At 61.7% G+C, this 22,696-nt stretch carries 19 protein-coding genes; 5 read left to right on the forward strand and 14 right to left on the reverse strand.

Annotated elements, in window-relative coordinates; all coding sequences use genetic code 11:
• Together V3W27_RS18235 and V3W27_RS18240 are read right to left on the reverse strand one after the other, a co-directional pair.
• Positions 1 to 673, reverse strand: a 673-nt coding sequence (locus V3W27_RS18235; RefSeq protein ID WP_442962670.1) for an OprD family outer membrane porin, incomplete at its 3' end; no start/stop codon positions are given.
• Positions 674 to 904: 231 nt separating this feature from the next.
• Positions 905 to 1,855 (reverse strand): polysaccharide deacetylase family protein, encoded by a 951-nt coding sequence (locus V3W27_RS18240; protein WP_330207195.1) that lies wholly within the window; start codon positions 1,853 to 1,855, stop codon positions 905 to 907.
• 267 nt (positions 1,856 to 2,122) lie between these two features.
• Between V3W27_RS18240 and V3W27_RS18245 the strand changes: the two genes are divergently transcribed.
• Positions 2,123 to 3,778, forward strand: a complete 1,656-nt coding sequence (locus V3W27_RS18245; protein WP_027613205.1) for an MFS transporter — start codon at positions 2,123 to 2,125, stop codon at positions 3,776 to 3,778.
• Complete coding sequence (locus tag V3W27_RS18250) at positions 3,775 to 4,917, forward strand: HlyD family secretion protein (RefSeq protein ID WP_027613204.1); 1,143 nt, start codon at positions 3,775 to 3,777, stop codon at positions 4,915 to 4,917. The genes V3W27_RS18245 and V3W27_RS18250 overlap by 4 nt, the downstream gene beginning before the upstream one ends.
• Before the next feature lie 118 nt (positions 4,918 to 5,035).
• Here the strand turns inward: V3W27_RS18250 and copD are convergent, their stop codons facing one another.
• On the reverse strand, positions 5,036 to 5,893 hold the full coding sequence (copD, locus tag V3W27_RS18255) for a copper homeostasis membrane protein CopD (RefSeq protein WP_330207196.1): 858 nt from the start codon (positions 5,891 to 5,893) through the stop codon (positions 5,036 to 5,038).
• Between the two features lie 3 nt (positions 5,894 to 5,896).
• A complete protein-coding gene (gene copC, locus V3W27_RS18260; protein WP_098968231.1) occupies positions 5,897 to 6,259 on the reverse strand; it encodes a copper homeostasis periplasmic binding protein CopC in 363 nt (120 codons plus the stop codon).
• Positions 6,260 to 6,397: 138 nt separating this feature from the next.
• Between copC and V3W27_RS18265 the strand changes: the two genes are divergently transcribed.
• Positions 6,398 to 7,018: a TetR/AcrR family transcriptional regulator gene (locus tag V3W27_RS18265; protein ID WP_330207197.1), complete on the forward strand. Its 621-nt coding sequence runs from the start codon at positions 6,398 to 6,400 to the stop codon at positions 7,016 to 7,018.
• 118 nt (positions 7,019 to 7,136) lie between these two features.
• Here the strand turns inward: V3W27_RS18265 and preA are convergent, their stop codons facing one another.
• The 3 genes from preA to hydA form a co-directional block, all read right to left on the reverse strand.
• Positions 7,137 to 8,411 (reverse strand): NAD-dependent dihydropyrimidine dehydrogenase subunit PreA, encoded by a 1,275-nt coding sequence (gene preA, locus V3W27_RS18270; RefSeq protein WP_115990121.1) that lies wholly within the window; start codon positions 8,409 to 8,411, stop codon positions 7,137 to 7,139.
• The gene (locus V3W27_RS18275) at positions 8,412 to 9,779 is read right to left on the reverse strand and encodes an NAD(P)-dependent oxidoreductase (protein WP_330207198.1); all 1,368 of its coding nucleotides are present in this window, start codon (positions 9,777 to 9,779) and stop codon (positions 8,412 to 8,414) included. It abuts the gene before it with no gap.
• Positions 9,780 to 9,937: 158 nt separating this feature from the next.
• On the reverse strand, positions 9,938 to 11,377 hold the full coding sequence (hydA, locus tag V3W27_RS18280; protein ID WP_204894748.1) for a dihydropyrimidinase: 1,440 nt from the start codon (positions 11,375 to 11,377) through the stop codon (positions 9,938 to 9,940).
• Positions 11,378 to 11,999: 622 nt separating this feature from the next.
• Between hydA and V3W27_RS18285 the strand changes: the two genes are divergently transcribed.
• Positions 12,000 to 13,484 carry an NCS1 family nucleobase:cation symporter-1 gene (locus tag V3W27_RS18285; RefSeq protein WP_134786072.1) on the forward strand — a complete coding sequence of 495 codons (1,485 nt, stop codon included), beginning with the start codon at positions 12,000 to 12,002 and terminating at the stop codon, positions 13,482 to 13,484.
• A 143-nt stretch (positions 13,485 to 13,627) separates the two neighbouring features.
• Positions 13,628 to 14,911, forward strand: a complete 1,284-nt coding sequence (locus V3W27_RS18290; protein ID WP_330207199.1) for a Zn-dependent hydrolase — start codon at positions 13,628 to 13,630, stop codon at positions 14,909 to 14,911.
• A 49-nt stretch (positions 14,912 to 14,960) separates the two neighbouring features.
• Here V3W27_RS18290 and V3W27_RS18295 read toward each other — a convergent pair whose 3' ends face one another.
• The 7 genes from V3W27_RS18295 to V3W27_RS18325 form a co-directional block, all read right to left on the reverse strand.
• Positions 14,961 to 15,170, reverse strand: coding sequence for a hypothetical protein (locus V3W27_RS18295; protein ID WP_027613195.1), 210 nt, complete (start codon positions 15,168 to 15,170; stop codon positions 14,961 to 14,963).
• Between the two features lie 215 nt (positions 15,171 to 15,385).
• Positions 15,386 to 16,774 (reverse strand): amidohydrolase family protein, encoded by a 1,389-nt coding sequence (locus V3W27_RS18300; protein WP_330207200.1) that lies wholly within the window; start codon positions 16,772 to 16,774, stop codon positions 15,386 to 15,388.
• 13 nt (positions 16,775 to 16,787) lie between these two features.
• On the reverse strand, positions 16,788 to 18,143 hold the full coding sequence (locus tag V3W27_RS18305; protein ID WP_330207201.1) for a nucleobase:cation symporter-2 family protein: 1,356 nt from the start codon (positions 18,141 to 18,143) through the stop codon (positions 16,788 to 16,790).
• 260 nt (positions 18,144 to 18,403) lie between these two features.
• Positions 18,404 to 19,444 carry a CobW family GTP-binding protein gene (locus V3W27_RS18310; RefSeq protein WP_330207202.1) on the reverse strand — a complete coding sequence of 347 codons (1,041 nt, stop codon included), beginning with the start codon at positions 19,442 to 19,444 and terminating at the stop codon, positions 18,404 to 18,406.
• A 104-nt stretch (positions 19,445 to 19,548) separates the two neighbouring features.
• On the reverse strand, positions 19,549 to 20,166 hold the full coding sequence (locus tag V3W27_RS18315) for a UbiX family flavin prenyltransferase (RefSeq protein ID WP_330207203.1): 618 nt from the start codon (positions 20,164 to 20,166) through the stop codon (positions 19,549 to 19,551).
• Positions 20,163 to 21,548, reverse strand: coding sequence for a UbiD family decarboxylase (locus V3W27_RS18320; RefSeq protein WP_330207204.1), 1,386 nt, complete (start codon positions 21,546 to 21,548; stop codon positions 20,163 to 20,165). The genes V3W27_RS18315 and V3W27_RS18320 overlap by 4 nt, the downstream gene beginning before the upstream one ends.
• Before the next feature lie 242 nt (positions 21,549 to 21,790).
• On the reverse strand, positions 21,791 to 22,696 hold the full coding sequence (locus V3W27_RS18325) for an amidohydrolase family protein (RefSeq protein WP_003224037.1): 906 nt from the start codon (positions 22,694 to 22,696) through the stop codon (positions 21,791 to 21,793).

The raw sequence follows: 22,696 nt of genomic DNA on the forward strand, positions 1-22,696 counted from the left end.
GCTGGTAGATGTCGCTGAGTTCGGCGTACCACACGCCGACCAGGGTGCGCTTGTCGTTGAAGGTGTATTCGCCGCCGCCGAAGTTGAAACGGTCGGAGGTGAAGGCGCCGCGGCCGTTCATCGACATGTCTTCCATGCTGGCATCGTTGCGCGGGCTGTTGCCACGGAACTGCCCACCGTAGAGGGTCAGGCCGTTGATTTCGGTGGAGGTGATCTGGCCACCGCGAAAGGTCTGCGGCAACGAGCGGCCATCGTCCGAGCGCAGGATCGGCAGCACCGGCATCCATTCGCCAACCTTCAATTCGGTCTTCGACACCTTGGCCTTCAGCGCCACGCCGAGGCGACCGAAGTTGTCCGCCGGACGCCCGTCATCGTGAATCGGCAACAGTTGCGTACCGCCGGTGCCCTTGCCGCCATCGAGTTTTTGCGAATACATCCCCAGCACATCGAGACCGAAGCCGACGGTGCCTTGGGTGAAGCCGGATTTGGCATCAAGGATGAAGTTTTGCGTCCACTCTTCAGCCTTGCTCTGCGGGTAGTTCGGGTTGACGAAGTTGCGATTGAAGTAGGCGTTGCGCAGGTTCAGCGTGGCTTTGCTGTCTTCGAGGAAGCCTTCGGCGTCTGCGCTCATCGGCAAAACCAGGGCGAGGCTGCTGCAGCCGATCAAACTCAGGGTGGAACACGGGCGGGGGAAGGAAATACGGGACGTGCGAACGGAATTGCAGACGAGTGTGCTCACTGTGACGCTCCCTGTTGTTGTTTTTATTATTTGTCATACGTCGTCGTACAACATGGTTGCGGATAGTTGCGAGGTTTTGCGCAAAAGTCAACAGGGCTTGTTACGATTATTTTGCACGATTTGGCAGCCCTCCAAATGCTGCGAAGAGGGCTGTTTTCGGCGGGTTTACCGGTTATAGAGCGCCTCTGTGTTGTCGATCAGCGGGTTTTTCTCGGTCAGGACGATCCGGGCGATCTGGTCCTTGCGCATGAATGTCACTTTTGGATGGGACTGCGCATAGCGGATAAAACGTTCCATCGCCTCGACCATCGCCGGGGTGCCGCCGATGCGGTCGTGCAGACTCACTGACATCATCCGCCGCTTGCTCGCGCCCTCGGCGTACAGGCGATCAAATTCCAGCACCAATTGCTGATAAAACTGCTCGGCGGAGAAATGCCGACCCTCGATCAACACGATGTCGTTGTTGCGCAAGGTATACGGCACCACGGCGAATTTGCGCCCACGGACCATGGTCACGAACGGTTCGTCGCGGCTGACATCATCGATGTGGTAGCTGAAGTTGAGGTCTTGCAGGACCTTCAGCGTGTTGGCGCTGCGCCGCAACCAGTTGGCGTTGTAGCCCACCGAGCGCTGGCCGGTAAGTCTCTCGACCGCGTTGACACCGTCGCCGATGAACTGTTTTTCCTGGTCGTAACTCATTTTGTAGGAATCGGCCCAGCGCATGCCGTGGGCTGCCAGTTCGTGGCCGCGCTCGGCAATCGCTTTCGCCAGTTCCGGGTGCTTGAGCGCCGCTTCGCCGACCACATGCGAGGTGACCTTGATCCCGGTGCGATCCCACAGGTCGAGCATCCGCCACAAGCCTTCCTTGTAGCCATAATCAAACCAGGTCTGCGCCGGCAGATCAGGGTAACCCTTGGGCAATGGACTGCCGGAGAACGGACTTTCCGCACCCTCGGGCTGGCCGCCGGTTTCGAACTGCATCGACACTGAAATCACCAGTTGCGAACCGTCCGGCCACGGGCGTTCCTGGGCGAAGGCGAGGGCGGGCAGCAACAGGGCGGCGGCCAAAAGGTTTTTCAGCAGGCGTGGGGAGCGTTGCCAGTGGGGCGTGGTCATAACGGGCACCTTGCAGGTTGAGAAGGGCTGCAAGGGTGGCAGTTGCCCGGCGCGGGAAAAATCCGTTGCGGGCGAGAGGACCTTTAAACAGAATTTACGAATCCACCACGAACCCTGTGGGGGCGGGCGTGCCCGCGATAACGGTCTGCCAGTCAGCCTGTTGCCGAGCCGACTGCCGTCATCGCCGGCAAGCCAGCTCCCACAGGATTGTGGGTTTGCCGCAGGATTTGCGGCAAACTCCCGGCAACACAAGCACAAGGCCTTTCAATGGATCGATATGCCCCGCGCGACTGGCAGCCTCACGAGAAGCCCAGTCTGCCCGGTTCCCCCTCGACGCCGCTGCACTCCAACCCCAAGCGCCTGGCCTATGCGCTGGTCGGGCTGCTGGTGGCGGTGACCGGTGGTTTGGGTAACTCGCTGGTGGTCGCCAACCTGCCTTACCTGCAAGGCGCGCTGGGCGCGACCACGGCGGAGATGGCCTGGCTGCCAGCTGCTTACGTGATGACCAACGTGTCGATGAACCTGCTGCTGGTGAAGTTTCGCCAGCAGTTTGGCCTGCGTGCATTCACCGAAGTGTTTCTGGTGCTGTATGCGCTAGTGACGTTCGGTCATCTGTTCGTCAACGACTTGAGCTCGGCCATCGCGGTGCGGGCGGCGCACGGCATGGTCGGTGCGGCGCTGAGTTCGCTGGGTCTGTATTACATGGTTCAGGCGTTTCCGGCCAAATGGCGGTTGAAAGCGCTGGTGCTGGGTCTCGGTGCCTCGCAACTGGCGCTGCCGCTGGCGCGCCTGTTCTCCGAAGACTTGCTGCAGATTGCCGAATGGCGCGGCCTGTACCTGTTCGAATTGGGCATGGCCTTGCTGTCGCTGGGCTGCGTGCTGCTGCTCAAGTTGCCGCCCGGTGACCGCTTCAAAACCTTCGAGCCGCTGGACTTTCTGACCTTCGCTATTCTCGCCAGCGGCGTGGCACTGCTTTGCGCGGTGCTCTCGCTGGGGCGGATCGACTGGTGGCTGGAGGCCAACTGGATCGGCTATGCGCTGGCGGCCTCGATTGCCCTGATCCTCGCCGGTCTGGCGATCGAGCACAATCGCAGCAACCCGATGCTGATGACCCGCTGGCTCGGCAGCGGCACGATGATCCGCCTGGCGCTGGCGGTGACCCTGATTCGCATGGTCACTTCGGAGCAATCCACCGGCGCCGTCGGTTTCATGCAGAACCTCAACATGGGTTATGAGCAGTTGCACAGCCTGTATGTGGTGATGCTGATCGGCAGCGTCGCCGGGCTGGCGACCAGCGCCCTGACCATCGACCCCAAGCACCTGCTGATGCCGTTGATCATCTCGCTGGCGCTGATGGCCACCGGTTCGGTGATGGACAGTTTTTCCAATAACCTGACCCGCCCGCAGAACCTGTATTTCAGCCAGTTTCTGCTGGCCTTCGGCAGCACGTTTTTTCTGGGACCGACCATGGTGTTCGGCACCCGCAACGTGCTGACCAATCCGCGCAATCTGGTGAGTTTTTCGGTGTTGTTCGGGATCTGCAACAACCTCGGCGGCCTGCTCGGCGCGGCGTTGTTGGGCACGTTCCAGATCGTGCGCGAGAAATTCCATTCCAGTCACCTGGTCGAGCACCTGACGCTGTCCGATCCGCTGGTGGCCGCCCGCGTACAGAGCGGCGGGTCGGCCTATGGCTCGTTGCTGGCCGACCCGAGCCTGCGCAATCTGGCCGGGATTCGCAGCCTGTCCAACGCGGCCACTCGCGAAGCCAACGTGCTGGCCTATAACGATGTATTCATGCTGATCGCCGTGATTGCGGTGCTGACCATGATCTGGCTGTCCATTCGTGCGCTGTGGCTGATGAGCACCACCAAAGCCGTCGACCCCGCGCCTTCCGTACCTCCTGACGGTGCTTCCAATTCATGACCGAACCCACCACCACAACCACCAATGCCATCGCCGCCACCCCGGAAGGCGTGGCACCGCCGTCCTCGCCGAACACCGAGCCGCGCTCGTTGCGGGTGCGGATCATCTCGTCGCTGGGCTTTGCCGCGATTGCCATCGTCGGTGTGCTGATCGTGCTCTACGCCTGGCAGTTGCCGCCGTTCAGCAGTGCGGTCGAAACCACTGAAAACGCCCTGGTGCGTGGCCAGGTGACGATCATCGGCCCGCAGCTCAGCGGTTACGTGTTCGAGGTGCCGGTGCAGGACTTCCAGTACGTGAAGGCCGGCGACCTGCTGGTGCGGCTGGACGACCGGATTTATCAGCAGCGCCTCGACCAGTCGCTGGCGCAACTGGCGGTGCAGAAAGCCGCGCTGGCCAACGTTGTGCAGCAACGCAACAGTGCCGAAGCGACGATCAAATTGCGTCAGGCGGTGGTGGCCGACAGCGAAGCGCAGTTGCGTAAAAGCGAGGCGGATCTGCGGCGTAACAAGGAGCTAGTGAGTGACGGCTCGGTGTCGAAACGCGAGATGGACGTGACGCTCGCGGCCAATGCGCAGAGCATTGCGGCGGTGGCGCAGGCCAAGGCCAATCTGGAAATCGCCCGGCAGGATCTGCAGACGGTGATCGTCAATCGCGGTTCGCTGGAAGCCTCGGTGGCCAGCGCTGAAGCAGCGGTGCAACTGGCGCGGATCGACTTGTCGAACACCCGCATCGTCGCCCCGCGCGACGGCCAGCTCGGACAGATCGGCGTGCGCCTCGGCGCTTACGTCAACTCCGGGGCGCAACTGATGGCGTTGGTGCCGAACCAGAAATGGGTGATCGCCAACATGAAGGAAACCCAGATGAACAATGTGCGCGTCGGGCAGCCTGTGCGCTTCACCGTTGATGCGCTGAACCACCGCAAGTTCACCGGCCATGTGCAGCACATTTCGCCCGGCACCGGTTCGGAATTCGCCCTGTTGCAGGCCGACAACGCCACCGGCAACTTTGTGAAAATCGCCCAGCGCGTGCCGGTGCGGATCACCATTGATGAGGGGCAGCAGGAAGAGGAGCGCTTGCGCCCGGGGATGTCGGTGGTGGTCAGCATCGACACCGCAGCGGGCGACACACAACCGCATTGACCTGCGCAGATCAAAAATGTGGGAGCGGGCTTGCTCGCGAAAGCGGTGTGTCAGGCGATATTTTCGTATCTGATACACCGCCTTCGCGAGCAAGCCCGCTCCCACAGTCTAATTGGGTTTATCCAGCAATCATCGGCGGCAGGGTACCGAGCAGGGAGACCGCAGCAACAGCCCCCATCCCCAACAACCACTCCAGCACCACACTGCGCTTGAGCGCGCCCATCCGCTGTTCGCAATCATCAATCCGCAAGCGATTGAACAGCGCCAGCGCGAGCATGCCCAGCACCAGCAAGGCCTTGATCAGCAGAATCAACGCAAACCCACTGAACAGCGGCGTCGGCCACCATTGCCCGGTCAGCACGCGCACGTTGATCAGCCCGGTGATCAGCAGCCCGCCAACGATCGCATAACCGACACCGCTGAAGCGTTGCAGGATCCGCCCCATCGCTGTGCTCGGCTGACGCAGGATCAACACCAACAGCAACAAGCCGCCCAGCCATGCAGCGACGCAAGTCAGATGAACGATCTGGTTGAGGATCAGCAGTTGCCCGCTGAGGCCGTCGAGCATCGCGCCGTGACCGACCGGCGCCAGGGTCGCCAAGAGCAGCGCACTCAAGCCCAGGCGCAGCAGCACATTCGAACGCCACGGCGTGAACAGCAATGCCAGCAACAGCGCGTTGATCAGCAGATGCCAGCGCCAGACCTGGCCGAAAAAGGTGTTGCCGAGCACCACGCCAACAGTGTCCGGATCGAACGCTGCCGCCGCCGAACCGGCCATGCTCGCGGTGATCAACAGTGCCCAGGTGACACCGCTGACCAAGGCAATCGCGGTCAGCCAACGCGCCAGTCGCGCCAGATGCCGATCCAACGTCGGCACTGGTGCCTTGAGCAGCAACGGCCGGAACAACCAGGCGCCGAACAGCATCAACACCGCGCTGAAATGCACAAAACGGCACAGCACCAGCGCTTCACTCATGAATTACTGGCCAACCTTGAACTGGTAGGCGCCTTCGCTCTTGTGTGTGTCGACCGACACTGCGTGCCATTCGACTTTGTATTCACCGGCGCCGAGAGGTGCGGCGGGGGTGACGATCAGGGTTTTCTTGTCGCCTTCGGTGGTCAGCGGTTTGATCGCGACCGGGGCGCCATCGTGGGTCAGGCTGACTTTGGTGAAACTGGCTTCGACGCCTTCAGAAAAGGTCAGGCGCAGATCGGCCGGCGTGGCGACGGTGCTGTCGGCGGCCGGGGTGGCACTTTTCAGGTGGGCGTGGGCGAAAACCGAAGATGCGGCGAACAGCGAAGCGAGCAGGGCAGTGGTGGTCAGGACGTTCTTGAACAGCATCGCGGATACCTCTGAGGCAGGACAAAGAAGCGCCAGTTTAGCCATGCGCCGGCCTTCATACGAAGTTTTGTTTGCAGCGGTCGCCCCGAGGCCAGAGCGGATGCTAGTCTTCAACAACGTCGTTGTCAGGGAGCCCTCATGGGCAATCACAAGATCGAGATCCGTCGCAGTAACGTCGAGAAAATCCTGCTCGCGGCGGAAAAAGTCTTCGCCGAAAAAGGTTTCGGCGGCACCGCCATGGCCGACATCGCCGCCGAAGTGCAGCTGCCGCGTTCCAACCTGCATTACTACTTTTCCACCAAGAGTGAACTGTACAGCGCGGTGCTGTTCGACCTGCTGGAAGTGTGGAAGCAGGACGCACTGTGCTTCGAGATGTTCGATGACCCGCGGGTGGTGCTCAGCAGCTACATCCGCGCCAAGATGAACCACTCGCGCAGCCGGCCGTACGGCTCGAAAGTCTGGGCCAACGAGATCATCCACGGCGCCCCAACGTTAGGCGAGGCGCTGGATCTGAGCTTGTACGACTGGGCGAAAATGAAGGAAGCGAAGATCCGCCAGTGGGTCGAGGACAAGCGGATTCTGCCGGTGGAGCCGTCGGGCCTGCTGTACATGATCTGGGCCTCGACCCAGCATTACGCCGACTTCGATCATCAGGTGAATATTCTCAACGAGCATCAACCGCTGTCGGACATGCAGTTCGAACGGGCGGTGCAGACGGTGACCAGTGTGATATTGCGCGGGATCGGGTTGGAGCCCTGATATATGAGTTGAAGCGGCTGGCCTCTTCGCGAGCAAGCCCGCTCCCACAGTTTTGAAATGCATTTCAAATGTGGGAGCGGGCTTGCTCGCGAAGGCGTCAGGTCAGACGCTACCTGCCCTAAGCTGAGACATGGTACGGATTCCTCGGATCATGATTCCAGTCCAGAAACGGCTTGCCGGTCTCCATCGGCACCATCTCGATGCAGTCCGCCACCGGGCAGGTGATCTGGCACAGATTGCAGCCGACACACTCCTCATCGATCACTTCATATTTATGCGTGCCGTCAGCCTGTTTCAAGCTGCTGATCGCCTGGTGTGAAGTGTCTTCGCAAGCAATGTGGCAGCGCCCGCAACCGATGCACGCGTCCTGGTCGATCTTGGCGATCACCTGGTAGTTGATGTCGAGGTACTTCCAGTCGGTGGTATTGCCCACTGCGCGCCCGGAAAACTCGGCGATGTTGGCGTAGCCTTGGCTGTCCATCCAGCGCGACAGCCCGTCCTTCATCTCCTCGACAATCCGGAAACCGTGGAGCATCGCCGCCGTGCACACCTGCACCGCGCCACTGCCCAGCGCGATGAACTCCGCCGCGTCACGCCAACTGCCGATGCCGCCAATGCCGCAGATCGGCAGGCCTTGCGTCTGCGGATCACGGGCAATTTCGGCGACCATGTTCAGCGCAATAGGCTTCACCGCCGAGCCGCAGTAACCGCCGTGGGTGCTTTTGCTGCCGACGGTGGGCAGGGCGACCATGTGTTCCAGATCGACACTGGTGATCGAGTTGATGGTGTTGATCAGCGACACCGCATCGGCGCCACCGCGATGGGCCGCGCGGGCGGCGACACGGATGTCGGTGATGTTCGGCGTCAGCTTGACGATCACCGGTAGCGAGCAATAGGTCTTGCACCACCGAGTGACCTGCTCGACGTACTCCGGCACTTGACCCACCGCTGCGCCCATGCCGCGCTCGGGCATGCCGTGCGGGCAACCGAAATTCAGCTCGATGCCATCGGCGCCGGTGGCCTCCACCAGCGGCAGGATGTGTTTCCACGATTCCTCCACGCACGGCACCATCAACGAGACGATCAATGCGCGATCCGGCCAGTCCTTCTTCACCTGAGTGATTTCGCGTAAGTTGATTTCCAGCGAGCGGTCGGTGATCAGTTCGATGTTGTTGATGCCCAGCACCTCGCGGTTGTTGCCGTAGTGCGCCGAGTAGCGCGACGAGACGTTGACCGCTGCCGGGTCCTCGCCGAGGGTTTTCCAGACCACGCCACCCCAACCGGCCTCGAAGGCGCGGACCACGTTGTAGGCCTTGTCGGTCGGTGGCGCGGAGGCCAGCCAGAACGGATTGGGCGCTTTGATACCGGCGAAGACTATCGAGAGATCGGCCATTTACGCAGCCTCCACGTTGAGCATCAGTTGCGCGTTGATCGCCTCGGCGGCGAGTTTGCCGTGCTGTACCGCTTGCACGGTGAGGTCCTGATCGAGGCTGGTGCAGTCGCCGCCGGCATACACGCCGGGAATGCTGGTGCGCAGGTTGTCATCGACCTGAATCCGCTCGCCCTGACGCTTGAGTTCACGGGCCAGCGGGTCGGCGAGGGCGCTGCTGTCAAAGGCCTGGCCGATGGCTTTGAAGATCGCGTCGGCGGCCAGTTCGAAGGTCTCCCCAGTGGTTTGCAGACGACCGTCGACCAGTTGCGTGCGGGCGAAACGCATGCCGCGCACCTTGCCTTGCGCGTCGAGCAGCACTTCCTCCGGTTGCGCCCAAGTCAGCAGGCGCACCTGATTGGCTTTGGCGATGTCTTGTTCGTGGCCGGTGGCGCCCATGTCCGCCGCACCCCGGCGATACACCAGATTCACGTCACGCGCTCCGAGGCGGGCCATTTGTACGGCCATGTCGATCGCGGTGTTGCCGGCGCCAAGGACGATGCAGCGTTCGGCCAGTGGCAGTTGCGTCAGGTCATCGGCCTGGCGCAGTTCGCGGATGTAGTCGGTGGCGGCGAGCAGGCCGGGCGCGTCTTCGTGGGCCAGACCGAGCTGTTTGCTGGCGTTGAGGCCGAGGCCGAGGAACACCGCGTCGAACTGCTGATGCAGCTCGCTGAGGGTCAGATTCTCGCCGAGTTTCTGCCCGTGACGGATTTCGATGCCGCCGATCTGCAGGAGGAAATCCAGCTCCTTCTGCGCGTAATCGTCGACCAGTTTGTACTTGGCGATCCCGTATTCATTAAGGCCGCCAGCCTTCTCCCGTGCTTCGAAAATCACCACGTCATGCCCGTGCATCGCACTGCGGTGGGCGCAGGACAAACCTGCTGGCCCGGCGCCGACCACGGCGATGCGCTTGCCGGTGCTCGCCGCACGCTGGAACGGGTGCTCGGTGAAGTGCGCGTTGTCCACGGCGTAGCGTTGCAACAGGCCGATCAGCACTGGCGCGCATTCCTGGGCGTTGTTGCGCACGCAGGCTTGCTGACAAAGGATTTCCGTCGGGCAGACCCGCGCACAACTGCCGCCGAGGATGTTCGCCGAAAGAATTTTCTGCGCTGCGCCGGGCACGTTGTCCTGATGGATGTTGCGGATGAACGACGGAATGTCGATCTCGCTCGGGCACGCGTTGACGCACGGCGCGTCGTAGCAATACAGGCAGCGCGAGGCTTCCAAATGCGCCTGCCGGGCGTTGAGCGGTGGCGCCAGATCAGTGAAATGGCCGGCGAGGGCGGCCGCGCTTTCGTGCGGATGCGGGAGATGGTTCAGGGTATCGATCACGGTTTTTTGCCTCACGGTTATTGAGGTTCTCTGCCTCTGATGGGCAGTGGTTTTTGTGGTGTCTGAACTGGCGCTATCGCGAGCAGGCTCACTCCTACAATTGGAATGCGTACATCTGTAGGAGTGAGCCTGCTCGCGATGAGGCCGAAGGCCTCGCTTTAGCGCTTAACGGCAGTCGGGCGATGTTGCTCAGCCCGCTTGCTCAGCAAATCAAACACCGCCGGATACGCCGGCCGTTCGATGTACCGCCCGGCCCCGCGCTCGGCGCGCAGGTCGCCGTCGGCCCAGACCACTTTGCCTTGGCTGACGGTATGGCTCGGCACGCCGCGCACGGTCTTGCCTTCGAAGATGTTGAAGTCCACCTGCTGATGGTGGGTCTTGGCGGAGATGGTGCGGGTGCCTTGCGGGTCCCACAGCACCAGGTCGGCATCGGCGCCGACGCGGATCGCGCCTTTGCGCGGGTAGAGGTTGAAGATTTTCGCGGTGTTGGTGGAAGTGAGGGCAACGAAATCCTGCATCGACAAGCGTCCGCTGTTGACCCCTTCATCCCACAGCACCGCCATGCGGTCTTCAATGCCGGCGGTGCCGTTGGGGATCTTGCTGAAGTCGTCGCGCCCGGCGGCTTTTTGCTCGGCGCAGAAGCAGCAGTGGTCAGTGGCGGTGGTGTGCAGATTGCCGCTTTGCAGACCGTGCCACAGCGCTTCCTGATGGCCGCGCGGGCGGAACGGCGGGCTCATCACGTAACCGGCGGCGGTCTGCCAGTCCGGGTGCTGGTAGACACTGTCGTCGAGCAGCAGATGCCCGGCCAGCACCTCGCCGTACACCGGTTGACCCTTGCTGCGGGCGTAGGTGATTTCGTCCAGCGCTTCTTTGGTGGAAACGTGCACCAGATACAACGGCGTGCCGATGGTCTCGGCAATACGGATCGCCCGGCTCGCCGCTTCGCCTTCCACCTGCGATGGCCGCGACAGTGGATGCGCTTCCGGCCCGGTGATGCCCTGGGCCATCAACTTGCGTTGCAGGTGATAGACCAGTTCGCCGTTTTCCGCGTGCACGGTCGGCACGGCGCCGAGTTCCAGGCAGCGTTCAAAACTTGCCACCAGCGTGTCGTCGGCGGCCATGATCGCATTCTTGTATGCCATGAAATGTTTGAAGCTGTTGATCCCGTGATGGCTGACCAGCTCGGCCATTTCCTCACGCACTTGCTCGCTCCACCAGGTGATCGCGACGTGGAAGCCGTAGTCCGATGCCGACTTCTCGGCCCAGCCGCGCCACTGGTGAAACGCTTCCATCAATGACTGCTGCGGATTGGGAATCACGAAGTCGATGATCGACGTGGTCCCGCCAGCCAGACCCGCAGCGGTGCCGCTGTAAAAGTCTTCACTGGCCACGGTGCCCATGAAAGGCAGTTGCATGTGAGTGTGTGGGTCGATGCCGCCGGGCATCAGGTATTGGCCGCTGCCGTCGAGCACTTCGGCGCCGGCGGGAACATCCAGGTTCTGACCAATGGCTTTGATCACGCCGTCGGCGCAATAGACGTCGGCGCGATAACTTTCATCATGGGTAACAACGGTGGCGCCACGGATCAACAGAGACATTCCGAGTTCCTCGCAGGCATGACCGACTTGTGCCGGTTCTAAATGTTTTATTGATGTACAACGCTGATCGGCGTATTCCTGTCAGCGCTGTCAGGAATAGAAGCTAGTCGCAGTTTTGCAATTGATCAAGATTATTTTTTATAAGCTTATGACTGTTTTAAGTTTATGAAAAATAACGATAAAAAACATAAATCACCAAAATGGTGAGGCTGTTCACCATTTTGACGCACTTGACAGGATGGAAATATGAGCAAGATTTCCTATGTGAAATCAGCCGCTTGAAGTTGAGCTGCGGTTGAGCGCCCGTGATGAAAAAAAGTGCAGTGCACCAGATTGAGTCCTGACAGTTCGAACAACTTGGCAAACGTTTGGCCTGAGCGTGCAGACAAGTTTTCGCGGACTCTTTCGGTGAATAATTAAACCGAGCAATATCAGAAAGTTGCAATGTGTTTGAACCACGGCCCTACCGTTAAGCGGGGCACCCGGCACGTTTATTGATGCCGCCGCTGACACCATGGCCGGTACACGAAAGTTGTCAGTTCCTCCGGCCATCGTCCGGCTCGCATCCCGTGTGCAGCCGCCTGATGAGCAAAAAAATAATCAGAAGAACAGTGGAGCGGCCATGCAACAGAACAGATCGCAAGTGACCGAGCGCGACGGCTTGTTCGAACTCGAAGCCGGCAGTGACGTCCTCGACAGTCCCCGTTACAACCACGACATGGCACCGACCAAGGTGCGCGAACGAACCTGGAACAAATGGCACATCACCGCGCTGTGGGTCGGCATGTCGGTGTGCGTGCCGACTTACACCCTCGGCGGCGTACTTACCGCGTATTTCGGCCTGACCGTCGGCGAAGCGCTGATGGCGATTCTGCTGGCCAACGTCATCGTGCTGATCCCGTTGACCCTCAATGCTTTCCCCGGCACCAAGTACGGCATTCCATTCCCGGTGCTGCTGCGCTCGTCGTTCGGCGTGCTTGGCTCCAACGTGCCGTGCCTGATTCGTGCACTGGTGGCGTGTGGCTGGTTCGGCATTCAGACCATGTTCGGCGGGCTGGCGATTCACCTGTTTCTCGGCTCGATCTTCGACGGCTGGAAATCCCTCGGCGGAACCGGCGAGGTGATCGGCTTCATGATCTTCTGGTCGCTGAATCTGTGGGTGGTGATCCGCGGCGCCGAGTCGATCAAGTGGCTGGAAACCCTGTCCGCGCCGCTGCTGGTGGCGGTCGGCATTGGCTTGCTGATGTGGGCGATGCCCAATGTGTCGATGACCGAGCTGCTGGCGATTCCGCCCAAGCGTCCTGAAGGCGCCAGTGTGGTCAGTTACTTCGCCGCCGGGCTGACGGCGATGGTCGGCTTCTGGGCCACGCTGTCGCTGAACATTCCCGACTTCAGTCGCTACGCCAAAAGCCAGAAGGACCAGATACTCGGGCAGATTTTCGGTCTGCCGCTGACCATGTTTCTGTTCGCTTCGCTGGGTGTGGTGATGACCGCTGCGTCGGTGAAACTGGTCGGCGTCACCGTGTCGGATCCGGTCAGCCTGATCGGCCATATCCAGAGCCCGCTGTGGGTCGCGGTGGCCATGGCACTGATCATCATCGCCACGCTGTCGACCAACACCGCAGCGAACATCGTTTCGCCGACCAACGACTTCCAGAACATCGCGCCCAAGGTGATCAACCGCACCAAAGCGGTGTTGCTCACTGGTTTCGTCGGGCTGGCGTTGATGGCCCACGAGTTGCTGAAAAAACTCGGGCTGATCGTTTCCGATGTCAGCCTGGAAACCGTGTATTCCAACTGGCTGCTGGGCTATTCGAGCCTGCTCGGGCCGATCGCCGGGATCATGGTGGTGGACTATTTCCTGATCAAGAAACAGCAGTTGGACCTGGCCGGGCTTTATCGCGACGACGTCTATCCGGCGTGGAACTGGGCCGGGTTCACCGCGTTTGGCGTGCCGGTGGTGCTGACCTTGCTGTCGCTGGGCAGCGATGCGTTCAGCTGGTTTTACAGCTACGGCTGGTTTACCGGTTCGGCGTTGGGTGGGGTGATTTATTACGGGTTGTGTTCGATGCGAAGCAGCCCCTCTGTTGTGAAATCTTCGGTGTGAGGAATGGCCCCTTCGCGAGCAAGCCCGCTCCCACAGGGTGAACGCATTCCAAATGTGGGAGCGGGCTTGCTCGCGAAGACGGCCTCAAATACACACAAGAACTGCCTGAAGAAACTCATAAAAAACTGCCTGAGGAGATCAACATGAACGCAGCCGTAGACGTTCTGCAATCCACCCATCAGCACATCAACCGCGACCGCCTCTGGGCCTCGCTCATGGAACTGGCCAAGCTCGGTGCCACGGTCAAGGGCGGGGTCTGTCGCCTGGCCCTGACCGACCTCGACCGTCAGGCTCGTGACCTGTTCGTGCAGTGGTGCAAGGACGCCGGGTGCAGCGTCACGGTGGATGAAGTCGGCAACATCTTCGCCCGTCGTCCGGGGCGCAATCCGAACCTGCCGCCGGTGATGACCGGCAGCCACATCGACACCCAGCCCACCGGCGGCAAGTTCGACGGCTGTTTCGGCGTGCTCGCCGGCGTCGAAGTGCTGCGTACCCTCAATGACCTCGGCGTAGAAACCGAAGCGCCGCTGGAAGTCGTGGTCTGGACCAACGAAGAAGGCTCGCGCTTCGCCCCGTGCATGATGGGCTCCGGGGTGTTCGCGGAAAAATTCACCCTCGAAGAAACCCTGGCCAAGATCGATGCCGATGGCGTCACCGTCGGCGAAGCCCTGAATGCCATTGGTTACGCCGGATCACGCAAAGTCAGCGGGCATCAAGTCGGCGCCTACTTCGAAGCACACATCGAACAAGGCCCGATCCTCGAAGACGAGCAGAAAACCATCGGCGTGGTGCTCGGCGCCCTCGGGCAGAAGTGGTTCGACCTGAAACTGCGCGGCGTCGAAGCCCACGCCGGGCCAACGCCGATGCACCTGCGCAAGGACGCGTTGGTCGGCGCCTCGGTAATCGTCGGTGCGGTCAACCGCGCGGCCCTCGGTCATCAACCCCACGCCTGCGGCACGGTCGGTTGCCTGCAAGCCTATCCCGGCTCGCGTAACGTCATCCCCGGCGAAGTGCGCATGACCCTCGACTTCCGCCATCTGCAACCGGAGCGGCTGGATTCGATGATCGCCGAGGTGAAGCAGGTCATCGACGCAACCTGCGAGGAACACGGCTTGACCTATGAGCTGACCCCGACTGCAGATTTTCCGCCGCTGTACTTCGAGAAGGGTTGCGTCGAAGCCGTGCGCGGTGCGGCGCAAGGCCTGGGCCTGTCACACATGGACATCGTCAGTGGCGCGGGGCATGACGCCATCTTCCTTGCCGAACTCGGCCCGGCCGGGATGATCTTCGTGCCGTGCGAAGGCGGGATCAGCCACAACGAAATCGAGAATGCCGCGCCGGACGATCTGGCGGCCGGGTGTGCGGTGTTGTTGCGGGCGATGCTGGCGGCTTCGGCGATGGTGGCGGAGGGGCAGCGCGCGGCCTGAAAACGCGGCGTGACCTGTGGGAGCAGTTCCCACAGGTTTTTTTAAGTGATCAGCCGGGACGCTCGTTTTTGTTCGCGCCCCCTTGGCGGCGATCACTTCCATTTGGATTGCCGATATCCAGCAACCGTCGTTCTACCAGCACATTCTCCAGCGCCTGACGCTCGACCGGCGCCATTTGGTGTTCGCGCTTTTTCAGTTCCAGCAGAATCGGGCTGGACCAGGTGCGATAAGTCTGTTCGATGTTGCGACGCGACGTCATCAGTCTCTCCTTGATCAAGAGCCCGGTGAAGCTGGCAGGGGCTCAATCCGATGAGGGGGTAACCTTAGTCGAGAAACCCCGAATCTGCGAATACGCCGTTGTTCCCTGTAGGAGTGAGCCTGCTCGCGATAGCGGTGCGTCAGTAGCGCAAATGTCAGCTGACACATCGCTATCGCGAGCAGGCTCACTCCTACAGGTTTTGCATCGCCTGCGGGTCAATCCTCGATATTCATCATCGCCTGCACACCTTCCCATGCTTCGGCGCGCATCCGTTCGATATCCAGCCCCGGAATCACGCCGTTATCGACCACGATCCGGCCGCCCACCAGGCTGTATTTCACGCTGATCGGTTCCCCCGCGACGACCGGTGCAACCGCGCAATCGTGGAAGCCGAAGAACCGTGGATGATCAAGGCTGTAGATCACCAGATCCGCCGCTTGCCCGACCTCCAGCGTACCGACCGCGCCCAGTCCCAATACCTGTGCACCGCCCGCCGTGCCCCAGTGGATCACGTCTTCGGCAGTGGTCGCCGAGGCGCCTTGTGCGGCGCGGTGGATCAGCCATGCGGTGTTGGCTTCGCCGACCATGCTTCCGGATTCGTTGGACGCGACGCCGTCGACGCCGAGGGAGATCGGCACGCCGGCCTCATACATTTGCGGCACCGGCGCGACGCCGCTGCCCAGGCGCGCGTTGCTTACCGGGCAGTGTGAGATGCCGCTGCCGGTCTGGGCGAGCATGCGGATTTCGCCGGGTTGCAGGTGCACGGCGTGGGCGAACCACACGTCGGGGCCGAGCCATTCGTGTTCGGCGACGAACTCCACCGGCAGGCAGTTATATTTCTCGCGGCAGAAATTCACGTAGTTCTGCGTTTCCGACAGGTGCGTGTGCAGACGCAAACCGAGGCCGCGCGCGGTGTGCGCCAGTTCGCGCAGCAGGGTCGGCGGCAGCGAAAAGGTTGGCGTGGTGGGTGCGACGACCACCCGGCGCAGGGCGTCCGGGGTGTCCTGGTGATACAGCGATTTCAGCCGTTCGATGTCGCCGACCATTTGTTCGAGGCTTTCCGGTTGCAGCGCGGTTTTCGAGAAGCCCGGGTGGGCGCTGGCGGACTCCAGTGCGCCACCGCGACACAGCACAAAGCGCAGGCCGAACTCATCGGCCAGATCGAACAGCAGATCCCCGGTCTCGGTTGTGCCGTGGGCGTGATAGAGATAGTGATGATCGGCGCAGGTCGTCACCCCGGACAGCAGCAACTCGACCATGCCCAGCCGAGCGGCGATCCGCGCCAGTTGCGGGGTAAAGCGGTTCAACCTTGGGTAGGGCACGCTCGCCAGCCAGCCTTGCAGATCCTGATTCAAACCTTCGGGCACGGCTTTGAGCAGGTTCTGGAACAGGTGATGGTGGGTGTTGATCCAGCCCGGATAGACCACGCAGTTGCGTGCATCGAGCACTCGCTCGCCCGGTTGCGGCTCCAGGTCGGCGGCCATTTCGGCGATGCGGCCGTTGACCACGCGAATGTCCACCGCACCGGCCCGGGCACGCGGGCCGCGCAGGCCGGTCATCACCGCCAGCGGGTTTTTGATCAGGATGTTTTGAAGTCGAGTCATGGGCAGGCTCCAGTCAGAGAATGTGCGAGGCGGATTTGCCGGGTGTGGTTTCTGGCACGCTGACGCCGTTGAGCGCCGCGTTGAGCAGCACCGACACCAGGCAGGCGATGACCACGCTGCTGTGCAGGAACGGCTGTGACCACTCGGGCATTTGTTTGAACAGGGTGGGCGCGAGCACCGGTACCAGCGCGGCGGCGATGGTGAAACCGACGATCAATACGTTGTAGCGATTGCGCTCGTAATCGACCTTGGCCAGGGTCTGAATGCCCGCCGCCGCGACCACGCCGAACATGGCAATGCCGGCACCGCCCAGCGCCGCGGTCGGCATCGACGCGATGATCGCCCCAGCCTTGGGTACCAGCGCAATCGAACACATCAACAGGCCACTGACGGCGACCACCCAACGGCTGCGCACGCCGGTCAGGATCACCAGACCGACGTTTTCCATGAAGGCAATGAACGGGAAAGCAGCGAACATCCCGGCGATGGTGCTGGCCAGGCCATTGGCGCGCAGGCCATTGACCACTTGCTGGTCTTCCACCGGTTTGTCGACGATGTCGCCGATGGCCACGAACAACCCCATCGACTCGACCATCTGCACGATCATCACCACCACCATGGTCGCGATGGGGATCAGGCTGAACGTCGGCAGGCCGAAGTAGAACGGGTAGGGCACGGTCAGCCACGGCGCCTCTTCGACGCTGTGGAAATTGCCCATGCCCAGACCGTAAGCCAGACCGGATCCGACCAGCATGCCCACCAGCACCGCCATGTTGCGCAGCAGCGGACTGCCATAGCGATTGACCAGCAGAATGGTCAGCAGCACCACCACCGCCACCGCGAGAAATGCCGGGGCGCCGAAGTTGCTCGCGTTGCGACCTCCACCGACCCATTCATAGGCGATCGGGAACAGCTGCAAACCGATCACTGTGACGATGCAACCGGTGACTACCGGCGGGAAAAACCGCCGTAATCGGCCCACGAACGGCGCCATCAGCAGGGTGAAAATCCCGGCGCCGATCACCGCGCCGCAGACTCCGGCGAAGCCCACTTCGGGGTTGCTGCCGATGGCGATCACCGGGCCGACGCTGCTGAACGCCACGCCTTGCAGAATCGGCAGACGCACGCCGAATTTCCAGAAACCGACGGTTTGCAAAAGGGTGGCGATGCCGGAGCAGAACAGCGTGGTGCTGATCAGCACCACGGTATCGGCGTGGGACATCTTCAGGGCACTGGCGACGATCAACGGCACGGCGATGGCGCCGATGTACGAGACGGCCATGTGTTGCAGGCCGAGGGTGAGCATCTGTCGCACCGGCAGGACGCGGTCGACGGGGTGCACGGTGGAGGAAGGAGTGGCTGACGACATGGGGAATCACCTCTGGCTGTTTTTATGCGGTAGAGAGGGGTATTCGTCTGATGCCGATCAATTGATTGACGCCGTGATGAGACACCTGTGGCGAGGGAGCTTGCTCCCGCTGGACTGCGCAGCAGGCCCATGCTTTTCAGGGGCCGCTTCGCGACCCAGCGGGAGCAAGCTCCCTCGCCACAGGTTCGGTGTCACCGTCAATTGAGTGGTTTCAGTCATTCGTGCTGCGAAGCCGCCATCCACCGGCTCCGATGCCTTGTTCAGCCTGCCAGGCAGGCGGCAAAGCCCTGGTTCAGCGCCGCGCGGTCCAGGTCGCGGCCGATGAACACGATCTTGCTCGAACGGGGCTCCGTGCCCCATGCGGTCGAGGCGCGAAACTCCACCAGGCTGTGCACGCCTTGCAGCACGTAGCGCTGGTCTTCGTTGGCCACGGCGAGCACGCCCTTCATGCGGTACAGGTTGTCGGCCTGGGACGAGCGCAGTTCGCTGATCCAGCGGTGGAACGCCATCAGATTGACCGCGCCGTCGACGGCGATGCCCACCGATGACACGCTCGGGTCGTGTTCGTGGTCTTCTGATTCATGCTGGTGGTCATGGTCGTGATGCTCAGGTTCCGCGCCGATTTCCATAAGCTTCTGCGTGCACTCGAACGCACCGATGCCGAGGATTTTCGTCAGGTCGATCTGCGCATGGGTGGAGGTCACCAGATCTGCGGTGGCGTTCAAACCACGGATCTTGCCGCGCAGAATGTCCACCTCTTCAGGGCTGACCAGATCGACCTTGTTGATGACGATGCGGTCGGCGCAGACGATCTGATCCACCGCCTGATTGTCGACGCCATCTAGTTGCAGATCCTCCAGGTGCTGGGCGATGTGCCTGGCGTCGACCATGGTCACGATCGCGTCGAGTTCGACTTCTTCGGCAATCGGGTCATTGATGAAAAAGCTCTGCGCCACCGGGTACGGATCGGCCAGCCCGCTGGTCTCGATCAGGATGTGATCGAGGCGCACCGGACGCGCCACCAGCTCGCGGACGATGCGTACCAGATCCTCGCGTACCTCGGCGGTGCAGCACACGCAGCCGTTGACCATTTCGTAGATCTCTTCGGTCTCGGAGCTGAGCACCAGATCGCCGTCGATGCCGACCTCGCCGAACTCGTTTTCGATCACGGCGATCTTGCGCCCGTGGTTTTCCTTGAGGATGTAGTTGAGCAGGGTGGTTTTGCCGGCACCGAGGAAGCCGGTGAGGATGGTCACGGGGATTTTGGTGTTGGGGGTTGGGGCGTTGAAGGGGGTGTTCATATGAAGGCTCCTTTGTACTGATTGACCGGTGCACATTGAATTCGGGTTGTGTTGCTTTTTTGTAGGAGTGAGCCTGCTCGCGATGGCGGTATGTCAGCTGAGAATTACTTCACAGACATTCCTCCATCGCGAGCAGGCTCACTCCTACAGGGGGATTTCTGTTCTCTCCAGCGGGTGGCAACGCCGGCATCGAGGCCGAACAGGTCGAGCGCCCGGCCGAGGCTGTGATCGACCATCTGCGCCAGGCTTTCGGGCCGGGCGTAGAACGCCGGCACCGGCGGGGTGATGATTCCGCCCATCTCGGTGACGGCGGTCATGTTGCGCAGGTGGGCGAGGGTCAGCGGCGTTTCGCGGGCCATCAGCACCAGGGTGCGGCGTTCCTTGAGGGTGACGTCGGCGGCGCGACCGATCAGCCCGGAAGACGTGCCGGTGGCGATCTCCGCCAGGGTGCGCATCGAACACGGCGCGACCACCATGCCCAGGCAGCGAAACGAACCGCTGGCGATCCCGGCCGCGACGTCATCGGCGCGGTGGTAGTGGCTGGCAAGCGCAGTGACATCGGCCAGTTTGTAATCGGTCTCGTGGGCCATGGTCAGCAGTGCCGCGCGGCTGATGATCAGGTGGCTTTCGATGTTCAGCTCGGCGAGCAATTGCAGCAGGCGCACGCCGTAGATGAAGCCGGACGCGCCGCTGATGCCGACCACCAGCCGCTGGCGGTTCACGATGCCAGCCCTTTGAGCAGTTGCCGGGCACGTTCGAGCACGTCCTGATCGAGCTGCGCCTTGATCCCGTCGAAGCCCGAGCCACGGGTGGCGTCCAGGCCCATGCGCGAAGTGGTGCCGTTGACCGAGGACGACGGATCCAGCGGGCTGCCGGGCAAGCCATCGATCACGAAAATATCCAGATGCGGCTGGAAATGCGTGGCCAGCGCCCACAACACCTGGCTGTCGTCAGTGATGTCGATATCGCTGTCCACCGCGATCACGTTTTTCAGATACGGATCCCAGCCGAGCAGGGCCAGCATGATCTGCCGCGCCTCGCCGTCGCGGCTTTGATCCAGCGCCACGTAGCAATGAAAGTGGGTGCCGGAGTTCGGATAATGCACGGCGGTGACGGCGGGGAAACGCGCCTTGAGCTTCTCGCTCATTTCCGCTTCGCGCGGCAGCCGGGCGAGGGTCAGATGCTCGGCGTAGCGGCCGCCCATCACGTCCACCAGCCAGGCGTCCTTGCGCCGCAGCAGGGTGTCGACGCGCAGCACGTTGTTGGTCGAGCGATCCGAGGAGTAACCGCTGAACTCGCCGAACGGGCCTTCCTCGGCGTAGGCCGTCGGGTCGATGGCGCCTTCCAGGACAAATTCGGCGTAAGCCGGTACGCCGATGCCATAGCGCGGGGTTTTCACCAGCTCCAGCGGCGCGCCGAACAGGCCACCGGCGACGGCACGTTCATCGCTGCCGTAGGGTAAACGCGCTGCCGCCGCGAGCATGAACAACGGATGCGCGCCGACCACCATTGCCACGCGCAATTCTTCGCCGCGCTCACGGGCGGTCTGCAGCATCCGCCACAGGTGTCCGCGCGAGTGCAGGCTGGTCGCCAGGGACTGGCGGGCGTGGCGCATCGAGCGGTGATAACTCATGTTGGCAATGCCGGTCAGCGGGTCCTCGGCGATGATGATCGCGTTGGTGATGTACGGCCCGCGATCGCTGTCGAAGTGCTTGAGCATCGGCAGCAGCGCCAGATCCACGGCTTCGCCTTCGAACACTTCATCGAGCACCGGGCCGCTTTCCACGTAGCGCGGGGCGATGGGCTGGTTGGCGCGGCGCTGAAAGGTTTCGTGCAGTTGTGCCGGGGTGACATCGAACAACCGGGCAATGCGGGTGCGGGAGGCGAACAGGTTAGTTGCCACCGTTACCTTGAGGCCGCAGACGTTCTCGCAGATCAGCAACGGATCGCGACCCTGTGCGGCGAGGGCATCGACCAGGGCGGTGATGTCCTGATCGGCAGAAATAGATTGGGTGATGGTCAGCACATCGTCCGGGTACTCACGGCGATAGGCGTCGATGAACACGTGAAAATCCTGAGAATCGCCGAGCGTCGAACGGGTCATGGTTTCACCTCGTAAAAAGCAGGCACGCAGGGGTGAGAGGGCGTTCGATCGAGCAGCCGTTGGCCTGCCGGTCGAGGGAACGCCGGGTCATCTTCGTGCCTGTAAAGTCGCTGTGTAACTGTCGTAACACGGCCCCAATGTGGGAGCGGGCTTGCTCGCGAATGCGGTGGATCAGCCACCTTCATTGTTGAATGACGCACCGCTTTCGCGAGCAAGCCCGCTCCCACATGGGTTGTGTGTGGCTACAAGTACGTGGTGGTCAGGCGAATATCCGCCTCAACCAGATCCTTCGGCGGTGGCGTCGGCTCGATCCCGCACAAACGGGCGATGTTGTTGCCCAGGTAGTCCTCCAGATGATCCTCATCGATGCCCAGACCTTGCGGTGCCGGTGAGCACAACACCTCCAGTTCGCGCAGCCACATGCCCGGTTCGTTCGGCGGCGAGTCGGTGCCGAACACGATCTTGTTGCGCGGCAGCTCCTTGGCGAATTCGACGATCCGCGACTGGAAGCACCAACCCGATTCGCAGTACACGTTCGGCGTGTCCATCGCCATCCAGAACGCCTCGAACGAGTAGTTGCCGCCGGTCTGGATGCCGAAGTGGCCGATGATGAAATTGACCATCGGGAACTCACGGATGATCGGGTAGAACATTGTCGGAATGGTGTACGGGCCGTCGCCGGTATGGATCAGCACCACGATGTTGTACTTGGCGCAGACTTTCATTGCCGGGCGCAACCAGTCCAGCGCCCGATCCGGGCGATAGCCGTGCATGTTGGCGTGCAGCTTGAGCATCTTGAAGCCGTATTCCTTGATGTGGAATTCCAGCTCCGCCGCACCGTTTTCCGGTCCCCAGCGCGGGTTGAAGTTGAAGTTGCCGATGAAGCGATCCGGGTACTTCACACAGAGTTCGGCGACATACGACATGTAGTCGCGCACGCCCTCGCGGCCCCGGCGGTTACCGTCGCGATAACCGGTGTTGCCCGGTGGCGGCTGGATGAAACCCATGTCGATGCGGCGCGGTTTGCCGTTGATCATGTACGGGCCGTCCATCAGTTTGAGCATGCGCTCGCCGGTGAACGGTTCGCCGGTGTGGCGCCAGGCCTCGTCGACCAGATTGGTGGGGTGCAGATGGGTGTCGATGATCAT

Origin of the sequence: Pseudomonas sp. AM14(2022) (assembly GCF_036346455.1) — a bacterium.
Taxonomy (GTDB): Bacteria; Pseudomonadota; Gammaproteobacteria; order Pseudomonadales; family Pseudomonadaceae; genus Aquipseudomonas; species Aquipseudomonas putida_A.